General features: G+C 61.0%; 16 protein-coding genes and 1 other RNA gene. 2 read left to right on the forward strand and 15 right to left on the reverse strand.

Annotated features, from left to right (window positions below; genetic code table 11):
• Positions 1 to 7: 7 nt before the first annotated feature.
• The 15 genes from AC1DQM_RS29180 to rsmI all read right to left on the reverse strand — a co-directional run bounded on the left by AC1DQM_RS29180 (position 8) and on the right by rsmI (position 15,937).
• Positions 8 to 877 carry a cell division protein FtsQ/DivIB gene (locus AC1DQM_RS29180; RefSeq protein WP_007939848.1) on the reverse strand — a complete coding sequence of 290 codons (870 nt, stop codon included), beginning with the start codon at positions 875 to 877 and terminating at the stop codon, positions 8 to 10.
• Between the two features lie 4 nt (positions 878 to 881).
• Positions 882 to 1,838 carry a D-alanine--D-alanine ligase gene (locus AC1DQM_RS29185; RefSeq protein WP_018930136.1) on the reverse strand — a complete coding sequence of 319 codons (957 nt, stop codon included), beginning with the start codon at positions 1,836 to 1,838 and terminating at the stop codon, positions 882 to 884.
• Positions 1,835 to 3,295, reverse strand: coding sequence for a UDP-N-acetylmuramate--L-alanine ligase (gene murC, locus AC1DQM_RS29190; RefSeq protein ID WP_018930135.1), 1,461 nt, complete (start codon positions 3,293 to 3,295; stop codon positions 1,835 to 1,837). The genes AC1DQM_RS29185 and murC overlap by 4 nt, the downstream gene beginning before the upstream one ends.
• Positions 3,288 to 4,358, reverse strand: a complete 1,071-nt coding sequence (gene murG, locus AC1DQM_RS29195; RefSeq protein WP_477747218.1) for an undecaprenyldiphospho-muramoylpentapeptide beta-N-acetylglucosaminyltransferase — start codon at positions 4,356 to 4,358, stop codon at positions 3,288 to 3,290. Before murG ends, murC begins: the two co-directional genes overlap by 8 nt.
• On the reverse strand, positions 4,348 to 5,565 hold the full coding sequence (gene ftsW, locus AC1DQM_RS29200) for a putative lipid II flippase FtsW (RefSeq protein ID WP_064616204.1): 1,218 nt from the start codon (positions 5,563 to 5,565) through the stop codon (positions 4,348 to 4,350). Before ftsW ends, murG begins: the two co-directional genes overlap by 11 nt.
• Positions 5,562 to 6,908, reverse strand: coding sequence for a UDP-N-acetylmuramoyl-L-alanine--D-glutamate ligase (gene murD, locus AC1DQM_RS29205; RefSeq protein WP_477747219.1), 1,347 nt, complete (start codon positions 6,906 to 6,908; stop codon positions 5,562 to 5,564). Before murD ends, ftsW begins: the two co-directional genes overlap by 4 nt.
• 5 nt (positions 6,909 to 6,913) lie before the next feature.
• Positions 6,914 to 7,996 carry a phospho-N-acetylmuramoyl-pentapeptide-transferase gene (mraY, locus tag AC1DQM_RS29210; protein WP_008016698.1) on the reverse strand — a complete coding sequence of 361 codons (1,083 nt, stop codon included), beginning with the start codon at positions 7,994 to 7,996 and terminating at the stop codon, positions 6,914 to 6,916.
• Positions 7,996 to 9,363 (reverse strand): UDP-N-acetylmuramoyl-tripeptide--D-alanyl-D-alanine ligase, encoded by a 1,368-nt coding sequence (locus AC1DQM_RS29215; RefSeq protein ID WP_028939846.1) that lies wholly within the window; start codon positions 9,361 to 9,363, stop codon positions 7,996 to 7,998. The genes mraY and AC1DQM_RS29215 overlap by 1 nt, the downstream gene beginning before the upstream one ends.
• Entirely contained in the window at positions 9,356 to 10,819 is a 1,464-nt protein-coding gene (locus tag AC1DQM_RS29220) for a UDP-N-acetylmuramoyl-L-alanyl-D-glutamate--2,6-diaminopimelate ligase (RefSeq protein ID WP_018930130.1), read from the reverse strand. The genes AC1DQM_RS29215 and AC1DQM_RS29220 overlap by 8 nt, the downstream gene beginning before the upstream one ends.
• Positions 10,819 to 12,558: a peptidoglycan D,D-transpeptidase FtsI family protein gene (locus tag AC1DQM_RS29225; RefSeq protein ID WP_018930129.1), complete on the reverse strand. Its 1,740-nt coding sequence runs from the start codon at positions 12,556 to 12,558 to the stop codon at positions 10,819 to 10,821. The genes AC1DQM_RS29220 and AC1DQM_RS29225 overlap by 1 nt, the downstream gene beginning before the upstream one ends.
• The gene (gene ftsL / locus AC1DQM_RS29230; RefSeq protein WP_003205353.1) at positions 12,558 to 12,851 is read right to left on the reverse strand and encodes a cell division protein FtsL; all 294 of its coding nucleotides are present in this window, start codon (positions 12,849 to 12,851) and stop codon (positions 12,558 to 12,560) included. Before ftsL ends, AC1DQM_RS29225 begins: the two co-directional genes overlap by 1 nt.
• Positions 12,848 to 13,795 carry a 16S rRNA (cytosine(1402)-N(4))-methyltransferase RsmH gene (gene rsmH, locus AC1DQM_RS29235; protein WP_370741162.1) on the reverse strand — a complete coding sequence of 316 codons (948 nt, stop codon included), beginning with the start codon at positions 13,793 to 13,795 and terminating at the stop codon, positions 12,848 to 12,850. The genes ftsL and rsmH overlap by 4 nt, the downstream gene beginning before the upstream one ends.
• Positions 13,792 to 14,247 (reverse strand): division/cell wall cluster transcriptional repressor MraZ, encoded by a 456-nt coding sequence (gene mraZ, locus AC1DQM_RS29240; RefSeq protein ID WP_003205355.1) that lies wholly within the window; start codon positions 14,245 to 14,247, stop codon positions 13,792 to 13,794. Before mraZ ends, rsmH begins: the two co-directional genes overlap by 4 nt.
• Before the next feature lie 354 nt (positions 14,248 to 14,601).
• Positions 14,602 to 14,955: RNase P RNA component class A (rnpB, locus tag AC1DQM_RS29245), an RNA gene on the reverse strand.
• Positions 14,956 to 15,031: 76 nt separating this feature from the next.
• On the reverse strand, positions 15,032 to 15,937 hold the full coding sequence (rsmI, locus tag AC1DQM_RS29250) for a 16S rRNA (cytidine(1402)-2'-O)-methyltransferase (RefSeq protein ID WP_018930125.1): 906 nt from the start codon (positions 15,935 to 15,937) through the stop codon (positions 15,032 to 15,034).
• A gap of 177 nt (positions 15,938 to 16,114) precedes the next feature.
• On the opposite strand from rsmI, the gene AC1DQM_RS29255 reads away from it, so the two are divergent.
• On the forward strand, positions 16,115 to 17,926 hold the full coding sequence (locus AC1DQM_RS29255; RefSeq protein ID WP_477747220.1) for a penicillin-binding protein activator: 1,812 nt from the start codon (positions 16,115 to 16,117) through the stop codon (positions 17,924 to 17,926).
• Positions 17,926 to 18,288: a YraN family protein gene (locus AC1DQM_RS29260; protein WP_111455297.1), complete on the forward strand. Its 363-nt coding sequence runs from the start codon at positions 17,926 to 17,928 to the stop codon at positions 18,286 to 18,288. The genes AC1DQM_RS29255 and AC1DQM_RS29260 overlap by 1 nt, the downstream gene beginning before the upstream one ends.
• Positions 18,289 to 18,345: the final 57 nt, after the last annotated feature.

Raw genomic sequence — 18,345 nt, forward strand, 5'->3', positions numbered from 1 at the left:
CCTCTTCTTAATTCTTTGCGACAGCGGGTTGGGCTGTCGTCGGCGCTACAGGTTCCCGCCAGCCAACGGCAAGGCCGTTGGCGTAGCGCAGATCGATGCGCGCAATGTTCGTAATCTGCTCTTTGAGCGTCTTGTCGTAGATGGCAATGAAGCGGCGCATCTTTTCCACCAGGTTGCCGCGTCCCAGCAGCAGTTCGATTCCGGGACCCGCGCTGCCTGCGCCGGTGGTCAGGAACCAGCTGCCTCGTTCACGCAACTCCAGGCGTGCAATCGAGAAGCCCAATGGCCTGAGCATCTGGCTCAGCACCTGGTATTGCTGCATCACTTGTTGCTGGGCCCGCTGCGGGCCGAACAGCTGTGGCAAGTGTTCGTAGTTCGCCAGCTCGCGCGGGGTGAACGCCTGTCCCTGGTTGTTCAACAGCGACTCATCGCCCCAACGGGCCACCGGCAGTTGTTCTTCCAGGCGAATCACTACCTGATCCGGCCACACCCGACGCACTTCGGCGTGGGCAATCCATGGCATCTGTTCAAGCTCGGTGCGCATACTCGCCAGGTCGATGGTGAAGAAGCTCGACGCCACGTACGGGGCGATCCGCTGCTGCACCGCTTGCTGGCTGATGTAACTCAAGTCGCCCTGCACGGCGATTTTGGTGATCGGCCGGTCGGCGTACGGCAGCAAACGCTGTGCGCCTTCGTAAGTACCGAACCCCAACGCCACCAGCAACACGGGCCAGAACAGGCTTTTCAGAAAACCGAAGTTGGCTTTCGGCAGGCGCACGGACATCGGCTCTTTGGCCACCATTCGGCTGGCACCCCGCGGCACCGGCTTGCGGCCGGGTGGTGCGGAGGGCTGATGTCTCAGCTGTGCGCCTTGCATGGTCTTACCCTCGTGGCTCAATGCTTGCGGCCAGAATCGCCAGAACCAGTTGCTGGAAATCCAGGCCAGCGGCACGGGCCGCCATTGGCACCAGACTGTGATCGGTCATGCCCGGTGCGGTGTTGACTTCCAGGAACCAGAACTGCCCGTCGGCGTCCTGCATCACGTCCGCCCTGCCCCAACCGGCGATACCCAGCGCCTCACAGGCTTTGGCCGTGAGGTCCATGAGTTCCTTTTCTTTGTCGCTGTCCAGGCCGCACGGAATGCGGTACTGGGTATCGTTGGCGATGTACTTGGCGTCGTAGTCGTAGAAACTGTGTGTCGTGCCCAAGGCAATCGGTGGCAACACCTGGTCACGCAGGGTGGCGATGGTGAACTCCGGACCATGAATCCATTGCTCGACCAACACTTGCGAATCGTAGGTACTGGCCGCTTTCCACGCCTCGATCAACTCGGGCGCGGTCGTCACTTTGGCCATCCCGATACTGGAACCTTCATGGGCCGGTTTGACGATCAACGGGAAGCCCAGTTCCTTGGCCGCCGAAATACAATCGGCCTCGCAGCGCAGTACCGCGTGGCGTGGCGTCGGAATGCCGAGGCTGTGCCAGACCTGCTTGGTGCGCAGTTTGTCCATGGCCAGGGCCGAGGCCAGAATGCCGCTGCCGGTGTACGGAATCCCTGCGCATTCGAGCAGGCCCTGCATGCTGCCGTCTTCACCGCCACGACCGTGGAGGATGATGAAGGCGCGGTCGATTTTTTCGTTCAGCAAGCGTTGCAGCAGGTCATCGCCCACATCAATACCGAACGCGTCCACGCCGGCGCTTTGCAGTGCTTCAAGCACCGCGTTACCCGACTTCAGGGACACTTCACGCTCGGCACTCTTGCCGCCGAACAGCACGGCAACGCGACCGAAATCCTTCGGAGCGACAGTGGAGACGAGGTTGGCGTAAGCAGCAGTCATTTCAACTTCCCCTCTACCGGTGCGGCAACGGCCCCGGCGAACAACGGACTGTTCAACAGTTTGGGTGCGAGACCGCCGATATCACCGGCGCCCTGGCACAGCAGAATGTCGCCGGCACGCAGCAGCGGCTTGACGATCGGCGCGAGGTCGATGCCGCGCTCGATGTAGATCGGGTCGAGCTGACCGCGCTGACGGATGCTGTTGCACAGTTTGCGGCTGTCGGCGCCCGGAATCGGCTCTTCGCCGGCCGGATAGACTTCCATCAGCAGCAGCACGTTGGCGTCGGCCAGCACATTGACGAAGTCGTCGTACAGGTCGCGGGTGCGGCTGTAACGGTGCGGCTGGTAGACCATCACCAGACGGCGCTCCGGCCAGCCACCGCGCACGGCCTTGATCACGGCCGCGACTTCGGTCGGGTGGTGACCGTAGTCGTCCACCAGCATCACGTTGCCGCCTTCGACCGGCAGTTCGCCGTACACCTGGAAGCGACGGCCAACACCCTGGAAGCCGGACAGGCCCTGGACGATGGCTTCATCGCTGACGCCTTCGTCGGTGGCGATGCAAATAGTCGCCAGCGCGTTCAACACGTTGTGGTTGCCCGGCATGTTCACCGAGACATCCAGCGGCTCGCGATCAGGGCGCAGCACGGTGAAGAAAGTCTGCATGCCTTGTTGGCGTACGTTGATGGCGCGTACGTCGGCGTCATCGCCGAAGCCGTAAGTGACCGTCGGACGCTTCACCAGCGGGAGGATTTCACGCACCACCGGATCGTCCAGGCACACCACCGCCAAACCGTAGAACGGCAGGTTGTGCAGGAACTCGACGAAGGTTTTCTTCAGCTTGTTGAAGTCGCCGTCGTAGGTCGCCATGTGATCGGCGTCGATGTTGGTGACCACGGCCACCAGCGGCTGCAAGTGCAGGAAGCTGGCATCGCTTTCGTCGGCTTCGGCGATCAGGTAGCGGCTGGTGCCGAGCTGGGCATTGGTGCCCGCGGCATTCAGGCGGCCACCGATGACGAACGTCGGGTCCAGGCCACCGGCGGCGAACACCGAAGCGATCAGGCTGGTGGTGGTGGTTTTGCCGTGGGTACCGGCGACGGCGATGCCGTGGCGGTAGCGCATCAGCTCGGCGAGCATCTCGGCACGCGGCACCACCGGAATCCGGCGTTCCAGCGCGGTCGCGACTTCCGGGTTGGACGTGTTGACGGCGCTCGACACCACCAGCACGTCGGCGGCTGCGGCGTTCTCGGCACGGTGGCCGATGAAAATATGCGCACCAAAAGATTCCAGGCGCTCGGTCACCGGCGAAGCTTTCAGGTCGGAACCGGACACTTGATAGCCCAGGTTCAGCAACACTTCGGCGATACCGCACATACCCACGCCGCCAATTCCGACGAAGTGGATACGACGGATACGGCGCATTTCCGGTTGTGGCATGGCTTTCTTGTTCTCAACCATGGGCCACCTCAAGGCAAGTATCGACCACGTTACGAGTGGCATCGGGTTTGGCCAGGCGGCGTGCCGCGCTGGCCATGTCGTTGAGTCGTTGCGGTTGCATCAAGACCTCTGTCAGGCGAGCGGCAAGGTCCGCTGCGCCAGTCGTTCTTTGCGGCATCAGGAAGGCAGCGCCTTCACGGGCCAAATAATCGGCGTTGCGGGTCTGGTGATCGTCGATCGCGTGGGGCAAAGGCACCAGCATCGAGGGCAGACCGGCGGCCGCCAGTTCACTGATGGTCAGCGCTCCTGCGCGGCACACCACCAGGTCGGCCCAGCCATAGGCTTGGGCCATGTCTTTGATGAATGGCTGCACTTGCGCCTCGACGCCAGCCGCGCGATAGCGCTCTGCAGTCACTTCATCGTGGTTTTTGCCGGCCTGATGGAACACGTCCGGGCGCAGGTCGGGGGCGACTTGCGACAGGGCTTCAGGCAGCAACTTGTTCAACGGCTCTGCGCCCAGGCTTCCACCCAGGATCAGCAAACGCGCCTTGCGACCGGCCAGGGCAGGTCGCGGTGTTTCGAGGAACAGCTCGGCGCGCACCGGGTTACCGGTGGTCCGACGGCTGTCCGACAGGGTAAAGGTGTCGGGGAACGCTTCACAGACTCGGGCGGCCAACGGCACCAGCAACCGATTGGCGGTACCGGCCACGGCGTTCTGCTCGTGAACGATGACCGGCACGCCGGCCAGTTTGGCAGCAACGCCGCCAGGACCAGTCACAAAACCACCAAAGCCGACCACACAGACTGGCCGCAGCTGACGAATGATCGCCCGCGCCTGCCAGATCGACTTGAGCAACATGACCGGCGCCTTGAGCAGGGACAATTTGCCCTTGCCGCGCAAACCGCTGGCGTGGATCCGATGCAATTCAATACCGGCCGCCGGCACCAGATCGTTTTCGATCCCGCGGGGCGTGCCGAGCCAGTGCACGGTGTAGCCGCGGGCCTGGAACTCACGCGCACAGGAAAGTGCCGGGAACACATGGCCCCCGGTGCCGCCAGCCATGATCAGTACGTTAGCGCCCATGGTTCGGCTCCTCGGCGAAGTCGCTCTCATGGAATTCCATTTCTTCGCTGCCCAAATGGGTTCGACTCTCCCACTCGATGCGCAGCAACAAGCCAAGACAGGCACAGCAGATCACCAACGAACTGCCGCCATAACTGAGGAATGGCAGGGTCAGACCTTTGGTCGGCAACAGGCCGACGTTCACGCCGATGTTGATCAGGAACTGGCCGATCCACAGGAACGACAAGCCGTAAGCAACGTAGGCGGCAAAAAACTGTTTGGCTTTCTCGGCCCACAGGCCGATGTACATGCCACGAATACACACGAAGACGAACAGCGCCACCGTGCACAAGGAACCCACGGCCCCCAGCTCTTCAGCCAGCACCGAAAACACGAAGTCGGTATGGGCTTCCGGCAGGTAGAACTGTTTCTGCACGCTGTTGCCCAGGCCGACGCCCAGCCATTCGCCGCGACCGAAAGCGATCAAGGCCTGGGAGAGCTGATAGCCGGCACCGAACTGGTCGGCCCACGGATCGGCAAAGTTGGTCAGACGCGCCATTCGATACGGCTGCATCTGAATCAACAACACCACCGCCGCGACGGCCAGGACCACCATCAGGGAAAACCGGAACAGCCCGACCCCGCCGAGGAACAGCATCGCCGCAGCTGCCCCCATCATCACGACGGTGGCACCAAAGTCCGGCTCCATCAGCAACAGACCCGCCATTGGCAACAGCACGATGAACGGCTTGAAGAAGCCCATCCAGCTTTCACGCACTTCTTTCTGGCGACGCACCAGATAACCGGCGAGGTAGATCACCACGAACACCTTGGCGATCTCGGAAGGCTGAACGTTGAAGAAACTGAAGCCGATCCAGCGCATCGAACCGTTCACTTCCCGGCCGATCCCCGGGATGATCACCATCACCAGCAAGCCGAATGCACCAATCAGCATCAGCCAGCCCAAGCGTTGCCAGGTGGCAATCGGAATCATCATGGTGACGACGCAGGCACCCAGTCCCAGCACAACGTAAACAAGGTGGCGAATCATGTAGTACAGGGCGCTGCCCGACTGCACCGCCCCCACCTCGGTCGATGCCGAGGCAATCATGATCAGCCCCAGGCCGAGCAGTGCCAGGCAACCGGCGAGCATCGGGAAATCGAGGTCGATACCGCGCCCGGTGATCAGCGGCGATGGATACGGCTTGATGATGTTTCTCAAGCTCATGCCAGATCCTCCACGGCGCGGACGAACTGGTGACCACGGTCTTCATAGTTCTTGAACATGTCGAAGCTGGCGCAGGCCGGCGACAGCAGCACCGCGTCGCCCTTTTCGGCGATGGCGCGGCATTGCTCGACCGCTTCGATCAGCGAGCCGACGCGAATCAGTGGCACGGCATCGCCGATGGCCTCACCGATCTTGTCGGAATCACGGCCCATCAAAATGACGGCGCGGCAGTTGGCCGCCACCGGATCACGCAAATCCTTGAATTCGGCGCCCTTGCCATCGCCACCGGCGATCAGCACAAGCTTGCCGTCGATGTCCGCCCCCAGGCCTTCGATGGCCGCCAATGCGGCGCCGACGTTGGTGGCTTTGGAATCGTTGTAGTAGCTCACGCCATCAAGGTCGCGGACCCACTGGCAGCGATGCTCGAGCCCGGCGAAATTGCGCAGGGCTGAAAGCATGGCGTCGAACGGCAGGCCGACGGCGTGGCCGAGCGCCAATGCCGCGAGGGCGTTGGACTGGTTATGCGCACCACGAACTTTCAGCTCGCGTACCGGCATCAGGTTCTGGAACTCGAAGGCCAGGTATTTCTCGCCGTTCTCTTCTCGAATGCCGAAGGCCTTGAAGTCGGGTTTGTTCAAACCGAAGGTCCAGCACGGCTGACCTTCACCCATCAGCGGACGGCTCAGGGCGTCCTGACGGTTGACCACAAACTGCCTGGCGCCCCGGAAGATCCGGTGCTTGGCCAAGTGATAGGCCGGCAGACCGCTGTAGCGGTCCATGTGGTCTTCACTGATGTTGAGCACGGTCGCCACTTCGGCGTTGAGCTGATCGGTGGTTTCGAGCTGGAAGCTCGACAGCTCCATCACGTACAGCTCGATGTCATCGCTGAGCAAATCCAGCGCCGGCGTGCCGAGGTTGCCACCAACGGCAACACGCTTACCGGCCGCAGCCGCCATCTCGCCGACCAGGGTGGTGACGGTGCTTTTGGCGTTGGAACCGGTAATGGCGACAATCGGCGCTTTCGCGTTACGCGTGAACAGCTCGATGTCGCCGGACATTTTCACGCCACGGGCGGCGGCAGCCTGCAGGGCCGGGGTCGCCAGCGCCAGGCCGGGGCTCACGTAGAGCTCATCGGCACGGCACAGGAATTCGACGTCCAGCTCGCCACAACGCACTTCCACGTGCGGATAGTCACGCTTGAGCGTGGCCAGTTCCGGTGGATTTTCCCGCGTATCGGCGACAGCAAACGACACGCCCCGGTTCGCCAGGAAGCGAACCAGGGACATGCCGCTCTTGCCGAGGCCGACAACGATGCGGAAGTGGTCAGAAGCGATCAGAGACACTCGTTCTACCTCAGCTTCAGGGTGGCAAGGCCGATCAACACGAGAATCACGGTGATGATCCAGAAACGGACGATCACGCGCGGCTCGGGCCAGCCCTTGAGTTCAAAGTGGTGGTGAATCGGTGCCATGCGGAACACACGGCGACCGGTCAGCTTAAAGGAGGCAACCTGAATGACGACTGATAGGGTCTCCATCACGAACACACCGCCCATGATGAACAGGACGATTTCCTGACGGACGATCACTGCGATGGTGCCCAGGGCCGCACCCAGCGCCAGCGCGCCAACGTCGCCCATGAAGACTTGTGCCGGATAGGTGTTGAACCAGAGGAAGCCCAGGCCCGCACCGATCAAGGCGCCGCAGAACACAATCAGCTCGCCCGCGCCCGGTACGTAAGGAATCAGCAGGTATTCGGCGAACTTCACGTTACCCGACAGGTAGCAGAAGATCCCCAGGCCGCCGCCGACCATCACGGTGGGCATGATCGCCAGACCGTCGAGGCCGTCGGTCAGGTTGACCGCGTTGCTCGAGCCGACAATCACGAAATAGGTCAGGACGATGAAACCCGCGCCCAGCGGAATGCTGTAGTCCTTGAGCATCGGCAGGATCAGGGTGGTTTCCACCGGCGTCGCGGCAGTCATATAAAGGAAGATCGCCGCGCCCAGGCCGAACACCGACTGCCAGAAATACTTCCAGCGGCTCGGAAGGCCGCGGGAGTTTTTCTCGATGACTTTGCGATAGTCGTCAACCCAGCCGATGGCGCCGAACAGCAGGGTCACCAACAACACGACCCAAACGTAACGGTTGGTCAGGTCAGCCCAAAGCAAGGTGCTGACGCCGATGGAGGAAAGAATCAGCGCGCCGCCCATGGTCGGGGTGCCCGACTTCGACAGGTGCGATTGCGGGCCGTCGTTGCGAACGGATTGACCGATCTGACGGTTCTGCAGAGTGCGGATCATCCACGGGCCATAGCACAGCGACAAGACCAGCGCGGTCAGTACACCGAGAATCCCGCGCAGGGTCAGGTACTGAAAGACCGCGAAGCCTTTGTAGAACTGTTGCAGATACTCCGCTAGCAGCAGCAGCATTAATGTTTCTCCAGACTGGTCCCGCACAAAGCGGCAACGATGTTTTCCATCGCAGCGCTGCGCGAGCCCTTGATCAAAAAGGTAGTGTTTGTGTCCTGCTCGGCTTCCAGGGCCTTGATCAGTTCAGCCTGTGTGCTGAAGTGAAAGGCCTGCTCGCCGAAAGCGTTCACGGCGTGAGCCATCATTGGCCCGACGGCGTAAAGCGCGGAAACCTTGCCGCGGGCGTAATCGCCCACATCGCGGTGCCCCTGCTCTGCCCACGCGCCCAACTCGCCGATATCCCCGAGCACCAAAACGGTGCGACCGGAAAAGCCGGCGAGTATATCAACGGCGGCGCACATAGAGGTGGGGTTCGCGTTGTATGTGTCATCGATTACGCGCATGCCGTTAGGCGCCAGTTGCGCGACGGTGCGGCCCTTGACCGGTTGCACCGCGCCAAGGCCGGTGGCGATGCCGAACAGCGACACACCCAAGGCATGCGCGGCAGCGGCAGCGGCCATGGCATTGGCGACGTTGTGGGTGCCGAGCAGATTCAGCTGAACCCGCTCCACACCTTCAGGGCTGTGCAGGTTGAACGCCGGGCAACCGCGGGCATCGCGGTCCAGATCGCTGGCATGGAAATCAGCGTTGACGTTGCTCAGGGCAAAAGTCAGCACTTTTCGACCGGCGGCACGGGTCTTCCAGATGTCGAAGGCCTTGTCGTCGAGATTCAGCACGGCAATGCCATCGGCATCCAGCCCTTCGAGAATCTCGCCCTTGGCTTCGACGATTTTTTCCGGCCCGCCGAACTCACCAACGTGGGCAGTCCCGGCGTTGTTGATGATGGCCACGTGGGGTTTGGTCATGGCGACGGTGTAGGCAATCTCGCCAATGCGCGAAGCGCCGAGTTCGATCACGGCGGCGGTGTGTTCCGGCGCCAGTTCGAGCAGGGTCAGCGGAGCGCCGAGGTCATTGTTCAGGTTGCCACGGGTCGCCAGCACCGGACCGCGCGTGCGCAGGATGCTTGCCAGCATTTCCTTGACCGTGGTCTTGCCGCTGGAGCCGGTAACGGCCGCGACCGGCTGAGTGAACGCGGCACGGTTGATCGCGCCCAACTGGCCGAGGGCCTGGCGGGTGTCCTTGACCAGCAGTTGCGGCAGCGAGCTGTCGGCCACTTCGCGCTCGACCAGTGCACCCACGGCGCCTTTGGCGGCGACGTCATTCAGGTAGTCATGGCCATCGAAACGTGGACCGGCCAGAGCAATAAACAGCTGGCCGGGCTTGATCGCGCGGCTGTCGATGCTGACACCATCGAAGCTGGCATCGACGGAGATCAGACGGGCATTCAGTGCGCCGGTCAGTTCGCTCAGTTTCAAGGCTTTAAGCATGGGCCACCTCCCACGCGGTCAGGGCATGATCGGCCTCGACCAGATCGGAGAAAGCGAGACGCTCACCGTTGATTTCCTGATAGTCCTCATGACCTTTACCGGCCAGGACAATCACGTCATCCGCCGAAGCGCTGGCGATCAACTGGGCAATCGCCTGGCCACGACCGGCGACGAAGGTGACTTTATCCACAGCGGTGAAACCGGCGCGGATGTCGTCGAAAATAGCGGCGGGGTCTTCGGTGCGCGGGTTGTCGTCGGTGACCAGCACACCATCGGCCAGACGCTCGACCACTTCAGCCATCAGCGGACGCTTGCCGCGATCGCGATCACCGCCGCAACCGAACAGGCACAGCAACCGGCCTTTGGCGTGAGGACGCAGGGCCATCAAGACTTTTTCCAGCGCATCCGGTGTGTGGGCGTAATCGACCACCACCAACGGCTGAGTGCCGCCGCCCAGACGCTGCATGCGACCGGCCGGGCCTTCGAGTTTCGGCAGCACGTTGAGGATTTCGTCCAGCGCATAGTCCAGACCGAGCAAGGCACCGACCGCGGCCAACACGTTGCTCAGGTTGAAACGGCCGAGCAAGGTGCTGCGCAAATGGTGTTCGCCCTGCGGCGTAACAAGCGTGGCGCGCACGCCTTCGTCACTGAACTGCGCTTCGCGGCAATACAGGTAAGCGCGGGAGTCTTCCAGGCTGTAAGTGATCAACCGCGACTCACCCTCATCAGCCGCCAGTTGCCGGCCAAAATCGTCGTCGAGGTTGACCACCCGGCACTTCAGATCATTCCAGGCAAACAACTTGGCCTTGGTTTCGCCATAGGCCTGCATGGTGCCGTGGTAATCCAGATGATCGCGCGACAGGTTGGTCATCACCGCCACATCGAAGGCCAGCGCGGTTACGCGGCCCTGATCCAGCCCATGGGAAGAGACTTCCATGGCCACGGCTTTGGCACCGGCCTTTTTCAGGTCGGCGAGGGTTGCTTGCAGCGCAATCGGGTTCGGCGTGGTGTGCAAGCCGCTTTCCAGCGCGCCATGGAAACCGGAGCCCAAAGTGCCAACGATACCGCAGTGTTGACCGAGCAAATCCAAGGCTTGCGCGACCAACTGGGTCACGCTGGTTTTACCGTTGGTGCCGGTCACGCCGATCAGGTTCATGTGACGGCTCGGGTCGCCGTAAAAGCGCCCGGCGATATCCGACAGCTGCGCCGCCAGGCCTTTGACCGGAATCAGCGGCACGTCGGTAATCGGCAGCACGGTCGCGCCTTCGACTTCATAAGCCACGGCGGCAGCACCGCGCTGCAAGGCGTCGGCGATGTGCGCACGACCGTCGAACTTGCCACCAGGGACCGCAAGGAACAAATCACCTGCCCGTACGTTACGGCTGTCCAGCGCCAATTCGCGGATCAATAGATCATGGCCGGCGTGGGCGAAAATCTTGTTCAGGCTCAGCGACATCAGCCGCGCCCTCCATTAGCTTTCAGCGGAACGACCGGTGCGGCGTTCGCTTGTTGAGTGGCTGGCAGGTTGTCCGGGGTGATGTTCATCAGGCGCAAGGTCCCGGACATCACTTTGCTGAACACCGGCGCCGATACCAGACCACCGAAGTAACCGGCCTTGGTCGGTTCGTCGATCACCACCACGATCGCGTAACGCGGGTCGCTCATCGGGCCGAAACCGGCGAACAGCGAGCGGTAGGAGTTCTCGGCGTAGCCTTTGGTTCCGACCGACGTCTTACGCGCAGTACCCGACTTGCCGCCCACGTGATACGCCGGCACCTGCGCACGGAATACGCCGCGCGGGGCTTCGATCACTTGTTGCAGCATGCCTTGCATGGTTTTCGCGACGGCTTCCGGCAGCACCTGAGTGGTTTGCGGCGCCTTGTCGGTTTTGATCAGGGTCAACGGCGCGAGGCGACCATTGTTAGCCAGGGCCGAGAAGGCGTGGACCAACTGGATCGCGGTCACGGAAATACCGTAGCCGTAGGACAGCGTGGCGGTTTCAGCCTTGCGCCATTCGCGGTAGTTCGGCAGGTTGCCGACGCGCTCACCCGGGAAACCCAAGCCGGTGTCCTGGCCGAGGCCAACTTTCTGTGCCAGACGGAAAATCGTTTCGCCGCCGATATCGAACGCGACCTTACTCATGCCGACGTTACTGGAATTGATCAGGATACCGGTCAGGTCGAGCACCGGACCTTCGGTCTTGGATACGTCCTTGATGGTGTATTTACCAATCTGCAAACTGCCCGGGTACACCTCAACGGTGTCGCTCGGTTTCCAGCGCCCGGTTTCAATCGCGGCGCTCATGGAGATCGCTTTCATGGTCGAACCCGGCTCGAACACGTCGATCATCGCGCGGTTGCGCATCATCGCCGGTTGCAGGTTGCGACGGTTGTTCGGGTTGTAGGTCGGCTGGTTGACCATGGCGAGAATCTCGCCGGTCTTCACGTCCATGATCACCAGGCTACCGGCCTTGGCGCCGTTCTCGATGATCGCGTTGCGCAGTTCGCGGTTGGCCAGGTATTGCAGGCGCAGGTCAATGGACAACGCCAAGGGCTTGCCGGCCTTGGCGTTTTTGGTGACCTGGACATCTTTGATCAGCCGGCCGCGCCGGTCCTTGATGACCTGTCGCTTGCCGGGCACCCCGGCCAGCCATTCGTCGTAGGCCAGCTCGACGCCTTCGCGTCCGTGATCGTCGATGTCAGTAAAGCCGACCATGTGGGCGGTGACTTCACCCGCCGGGTAGAAACGCCGGAATTCTTCGATGCCATAAACGCCCGGCACTTTCAGATCGAGCACAGCCTGGCCCTGCTCAGGGGTCAGCCCGCGCACCAGGTAGATGAATTCTTTGTTGGCCTGGGCTTCGAGACGTTCGGCCAGGGCTTTGGGATCCTGCCCCAAGGCAGCCGCCAGTGCCGGCCATTTCTCTTTGGCCAGCTGCATTTCCTTGGCGTTGGCCCACAGGGTGGTGACCGGGGTACTCACGGCCAACGGCTCGCCGTTACGGTCGGTGATCAGACCACGGTGAGCCGGGATTGGAATATGACGAACACTGCGCGCGTCGCCCTGACCTTTAAGGAAGTCACGGTCGACCACTTGCAGATCAATGATGCGCCAGGAAATCGCCACCACCATGATGCCGAGCAAGCCCAGCACCAGACGGAATCGCCACGGGAAGAGTGCGCCTTCGAGTTTCATCATGGCGCCACCATCTGCACTTCAGCAGCGCCAGGAATGCGCATCTTCAGTTGTTCGGTCGCCAACACTTCGATACGGCTGTGGGCGGTCCAGGTGCTTTGTTCGAGAATCAACCGGCCCCACTCCGCCTGCGCCTTGTCGCGCACGCTCAATTCGTTGTACAGCGAATTCAACAGCTGACGGTTCCAGTGGGCGCTATAGGACACGCCGATGGCCGACACGAGCACACCGATAAACAGCAGCAGCATGAAAAAGCTTCCGCCGGGAAGTGGTTTGGCGAAAAGCTTGCTCACCGCAGTTTCTCCGCGACACGCATGATGGCGCTACGGGAACGTGGGTTGGCTTTGAGTTCGGCCTCGGAGGCGGACTGCGCTTTGCCATGGACTTTGATTTTCGGTTCGAAGGCGACGTGACGGACCGGCAAGTTGCGCGGCAGGTTGTCGGCTTCGCCTTTCACCAGTTTACGCATGAACAGTTTGACGATGCGGTCTTCCAGCGAGTGGAAGCTGATCACCACCAGGCGACCGCCGACTTCCAGGCACTCCAGAGCGGCTTCGAGACCGGCTTCCAGATCGCCCAGCTCGTTGTTGACGTGAATACGCAGCCCCTGGAATGCACGGGTGGCCGGGTTCTTGCCCTTTTCCCATGCAGGGTTGGCGACTTTCAGCACTTCTGCCAGATCGGCAGTGCGCTCGAACGGCTTGATGTCGCGACGTTCGGCCACGGCACGCGCCATGCGGCCGGAGAAACGTTCTTCGCCGTATTCCTTGAACACCCGGGCGATTTCCTCCACCGGCGCGGTATTGACGAACTCGGCGGCGCTGATCCCGCGGGACGGGTCCATTCGCATGTCCAACGGGCCGTCGTTGAGAAAACTGAAGCCGCGCTCAGGGTCGTCGAGCTGAGGCGAAGACACGCCCAGGTCAAGCAGAACACCGCTGACCTTGCCGGTCAGACCGCGTTCGGCGACTTCCGAACCGAGCTCGGCAAAGCTGCGCTGTACAACGACAAAGCGGCCGTCTTCGGCCGCTAGCGTTTGCCCGGTGGCAATCGCTTGAGGATCTTTGTCGAACCCGAGCAACCGACCATCGGGCCCGAGCTTGCTGAGAATCAACCGGCTATGTCCGCCGCGTCCGAACGTGCCGTCCAGATAGCAGCCATCAGGACGTACGGCGAGAGCCTCGACGGCTTCGTCAAGCAGTACGGTGATGTGGTTAAAGCCGCTATCAATAGTCACAGGATCAAATCACGCAGTTCATCAGGCATGGCGCCCGGTTGTTGAATAGCAGCCAGGTCAGCGGCAGAAACCGCATTCCAGGCATCCTCGTCCCACAATTGGAACTTGTTCAGTTGGCCTACCAACATTGCGCGCTTATCCAACTTGGCATATTCGCGAAGACGCGGCGGGACCAGAAAACGACCACTGCCATCGAGCTCGAGGTCGACGGCATTACCAATCAGTAAACGTTGCAGGCGGCGGTTTTCTTCGCGAAGCGAAGGCAGTGCACGCAGTTTGGTTTCGATAATTTCCCACTCATCGAGGGGATAAACACACAAACACGGATCAACGGCATCGATGGTGACGATTAATTGACCGGAACTACGCGAAACGAGCTCGTCACGGTACCGGCTCGGCATGGCGAGACGGCCCTTTGCATCGAGACTGATAGCGTTAGCTCCGCGAAACACGTCAGCGTTTCTCCAAATATTAGCGTTTTGCGCTCAAAAAACCCACTTCATGCCACTTTCCGCCACTTGCGCACACTATAGGAATGCGCCCACCACACCGTCAAGGCGCGGATAGAAGGAAAAGCCTTACAGAACGGAGATTTAGGAGTGTAAAAGGAGGGGAAACGAGAATCTGGCGGATGAATTCGTTCAATAACTTGAATCAGCACAGAAGGCTGCGTTCAGAAGTTAAAGTAGTTTGTTAAGAGTAAGATTTTTTCGGTATTACAAAAGCGCTTCTGCTATTGATTCAGCAGGGAGGGAAACTGCCATTACGCATATCGCTGCCAATGATTGAAGCAGAGAGAAAAAAAGGTGGAGAGTCGATCTGTAAGCCGGGTTCTGTCTTGAACAGTCATTCGTCTACGATGGCCATCACTGGACATCTTTAGCAACCTACCCGGTCCCAGCGCGGGCCACGCCTTGGGACCCTATTTGGTCTTGCTCCAAGTGGGGTTTACCTAGCCACGAACTGTTGCCAGACGTGCGGTGCGCTCTTACCGCACCTTTTCACCCTTACCGGCGCCGAAGCGCTTAGGCGGTTATTTTCTGTGGCACTTTCCGTAGGCTCACGCCTCCCAGGCATTACCTGGCACTTCGCCCTATGGAGCCCGGACTTTCCTCCCCCCCCTAATTTTCATAGAGGGCAGCGACTGTCCGATCGACTCTCCGCCGCGAAGATTAACGGCAGAGCGGTCGAAGAACAAGCTCTAAAAGCCTCTGGCCGGCGCTGCGCGTCGCTTTTTTACTCGCCCTTCTGCTTATCCAGCGCAACCTGATAGAGCACATTCTTGCGCTCGCCAGTAATTTGCGCCGCCAATGCCGCCGCACGCTTGAGCGGCATTTCTTCAAGCAGCAGATTGAGAATACGCATGGCTTCGCTGCTGACAGCGTCCTCAGTCTCGGGAGCAGACCAGCCAGCGACCAGCACTACGCACTCGCCGCGCTGCTGGTTGCTGTCCGATTCGACGAACTCGCGCAGCTCGGCCAGCGGCAAGCCTTTAAGGGTTTCGAAGGTCTTGGTCAACTCGCGCGCCAGCAATGCCGGACGATCGGCGCCGAATACCAGCTCCATGTCTTGCAGGCATTCAAGGATGCGGTGTGGAGCCTCATAAAAAATCAGCGTGCGCGGCTCTTCTTTTATCAGTTCCAGGCGAGCGCGTCGGCCGACAGCCTTGGCCGGTAGAAACCCTTCGAAGATGAAACGGTCCGATGGCAACCCCGCCGCCGAGAGCGCCGCAATCAATGCACAGGCCCCCGGAACCGGCACCACATTGATCCCTGCGGCACGGGCCTGACGCACCAGGTGATAACCCGGATCGGAAATCAGCGGTGTCCCGGCATCGGAGATCAATGCCACATCGTCGCCAGCGAGCAAGCGAGTGATAAAGCGACTGCCTTCATCCCTCTCGTTGTGTTCATGGCAGGCCGCCAGCGGCGTGGGGATACCGAAGTGCTGCATCAATCGCTGGGAATGGCGAGTGTCTTCGGCAGCAATCAACGAAACCTCGCGCAGGATCTTCAGCGCACGCGCACTGATGTCGTCCAGGTTGCCGATGGGCGTCGCCACCACATAAAGCGAGCCAGCAGCGGAATTCAAAGCACCTGGAGCAGTCAAAGCGCACACCTCATGATCGGTAAAAGCCGCCATTGTAGCGCGTAGCGACATTCGCGATACCTGCAAGCAACCCTCGGTTTTCCAGCCTTTTGTGCAGTGTCGCAACATTTGCATGAGCTAAATTGATCGATTCACGCCAGTAACATCGCGCCCCGGCCAGCGCTTGGGTACAATTCCACGCTTATTTGATCGAGTATCAGGAACACTTACATGATCGCTTGCCTGCGGCTGTTCTCTGCCCTCTGCCTCGCTGCCTTGCTGGTGGCTTGCGCCAGCTCGCCCTCCTCCAGCCTTGGCGAACTTCCACGGACCCCGGATGCCAGTGTCGAGCAACTGCTCGAACAGGCCACTCAAAGTAAAACGCCGGACAAGGCAGCCTTGCTGCGCTTGAGCGCGGCAGACCTGGCTTATCGTCAGGGCAATGCCGGCCAATCCGCGCAAATTCTGCAACAAGTACCGATGGAACAACTCAAGCCTGGCCAACAGGTCTTCGCCAGCACCCTGGCGGCTGAATTGGCCATGGTGCGCAATCAGCCCAAAGCGGCGCTGACGGCCCTGAGCCATCCGAGCCTGCAACGCCTGAGCGAACTGCCAGCCGAACAACAGGTTCGCACCGGCACCGTCCATGCCCGCGCCCTTGAGGCCGACGGCCAGACCCTGGCCGCCGCACGGGAGCGCATTTTCATCGCCCCCATGCTGAGCGATCAAGCTGCGAGCAAAAACCACGAAGCGATCTGGACCCTGATCGCTTCACTGCCGACCGATCAATTGCAGCCGACCACCGACGACGACCTCGGCGGCTGGTTGAGCCTGGCCCGGGCAGTGAAAACAGCCGGCACCCTGGAACAGCAGCAAGCCGCGATCGACAACTGGCGCGCGAACAATCCAAAGCACCCGGCCGCCATCCAGTTGCCGCTGCCATTGACCAAACTCAAGGATCTGGCCAGCCAGCCCCTGAGCAAGATTGCCCTGCTGCTGCCGCAAGACGGCCCGCTGGCCTCGGTTGGCAAAGCATTGCGTGAAGGCTTCATGGCCGCACACTACCAGGCGCAACAAGCCGGGCAGAAGCCGCCAGCCATCGAGTTCTATGACAGCTCGCGCCTGACCTCCCTCGACGAGTTCTATCGCAAGGCCCAGGCCGACGGCGTGCAATTGGTGGTCGGCCCGCTGGAAAAGCCGCTGGTCAAACAGCTCAGCGCTCGCCCGCAACTGCCAATCACCACCCTGGCGCTGAACTACAGCGAAGGCGAACAAGGTCCGGCCCAGCTGTTCCAATTCGGCCTTGCCGCTGAAGACGAAGCCCGCGAAGTATCCCGTCGTGCGCGCGCCGATGGCCTGCATCGCGCCGCCATCATGGTGCCGAAAGGCGAATGGGGTGACCGCGTACTCAGAGCATTCAGCCAGGATTGGCAAGCCAACGGCGGCAGCATTGTCGCGACCGAGCGCGTCGACCAACCGGTGCAACTGGCCCAGCAAATTGCCGACATGTTCCAGCTGCGCCAGAGCGAAGGCCGCGCCAAGAGCCTGCAAAACACCGTTGGCTCGCAGGTAGCCGCCCAGCCTTCGCGTCGTCAGGACATCGAGTTCATCTTCCTGGCCGCGACGCCACAACAGGCTCAACAGATCAAACCGACCCTGAACTTCCAGTACGCGGGTGACGTGCCGGTTTACGCCACCTCCCACGTATTCAGCGCCAGCGGCGACCAGAACCAGTACAACGACATGAACGGTATTCGCTTCTGCGAAACCCCATGGCTGCTGGATGCCAACGACCCGCTGCGCAAACAGGTCACCGCACAATGGCCACAAGCCGCTGGCAGCCTGGGCCGTCTATACGCGATGGGCGTTGACGCCTATCGCCTGGCACCACGCCTGGGGCAACTCAAGGCCTTGCCGGACAGCCGCATCGAAGGTCAATCGGGCAGCCTGGGCATGACTCAGAATCAACGGGTCGTGCGTCAGTTGCCATGGGCAGAGTTCGTCAACGGTCAGGTTCAACGCCTGCCGGACACCTCGCACTGATGCCCGACAGGTCACGCCAGCAAAGCGGTAAGGATGCCGAGCGCCATGCGCTCGAGCATCTTCAGCAACAAGGTCTGCGCCTGCTGGCGCAGAACTGGTTATGTAAACGCGGCGAGCTTGATCTGGTCATGCTTGATGGCGATACAGTAGTATTCGTCGAAGTCCGCTACAGAAAAAACACCCAATGGGGTGGCGCGCTCGATAGCATCGATGAGCGCAAACGGCAGAAACTGATTTTCGCCGCGCAGTATTTTCTTCAGCGCGAGTCGCGTTGGGCCGATTCCCCCTGCCGCTTCGACGTGGTTGCCATCGACAGCAGCCTCGATCAGTTGAACTGGATGCAAAATGCCTTCGACTGCTGATCGCTTGCGCCCCGAACCGGACACCTACACCCAACACTTTTGCTCTTTGCTTTGCGG

The sequence above is a fragment of the Pseudomonas sp. 01L34 genome (genome assembly GCF_056400265.1).

Bases quoted from the DNA above. Each gene is read 5' to 3' on its own strand.
- AC1DQM_RS29215 (WP_028939846.1), bottom strand. From the start codon at position 9,363: ATGCTTAAAGCCTTGAAACTGAGCGAACTGACCGGCGCACTGAATGCC.
- AC1DQM_RS29255 (WP_477747220.1), top strand. From the start codon at position 16,115: ATGATCGCTTGCCTGCGGCTGTTCTCTGCCCTCTGCCTCGCTGCCTTG.
- AC1DQM_RS29185 (WP_018930136.1), bottom strand. From the start codon at position 1,838: ATGACTGCTGCTTACGCCAACCTCGTCTCCACTGTCGCTCCGAAGGAT.
- rsmI (WP_018930125.1), bottom strand. From the start codon at position 15,937: ATGGCGGCTTTTACCGATCATGAGGTGTGCGCTTTGACTGCTCCAGGT.
- AC1DQM_RS29220 (WP_018930130.1), bottom strand. From the start codon at position 10,819: ATGTCGCTGAGCCTGAACAAGATTTTCGCCCACGCCGGCCATGATCTA.
- murC (WP_018930135.1), bottom strand. From the start codon at position 3,295: ATGGTTGAGAACAAGAAAGCCATGCCACAACCGGAAATGCGCCGTATC.
- ftsW (WP_064616204.1), bottom strand. From the start codon at position 5,565: ATGAGCTTGAGAAACATCATCAAGCCGTATCCATCGCCGCTGATCACC.
- AC1DQM_RS29225 (WP_018930129.1), bottom strand. From the start codon at position 12,558: ATGAAACTCGAAGGCGCACTCTTCCCGTGGCGATTCCGTCTGGTGCTG.
- AC1DQM_RS29260 (WP_111455297.1), top strand. From the start codon at position 17,926: ATGCCCGACAGGTCACGCCAGCAAAGCGGTAAGGATGCCGAGCGCCAT.
- AC1DQM_RS29180 (WP_007939848.1), bottom strand. From the start codon at position 877: ATGCAAGGCGCACAGCTGAGACATCAGCCCTCCGCACCACCCGGCCGC.
- mraY (WP_008016698.1), bottom strand. From the start codon at position 7,996: ATGCTGCTGCTGCTAGCGGAGTATCTGCAACAGTTCTACAAAGGCTTC.
- murG (WP_477747218.1), bottom strand. From the start codon at position 4,358: ATGGGCGCTAACGTACTGATCATGGCTGGCGGCACCGGGGGCCATGTG.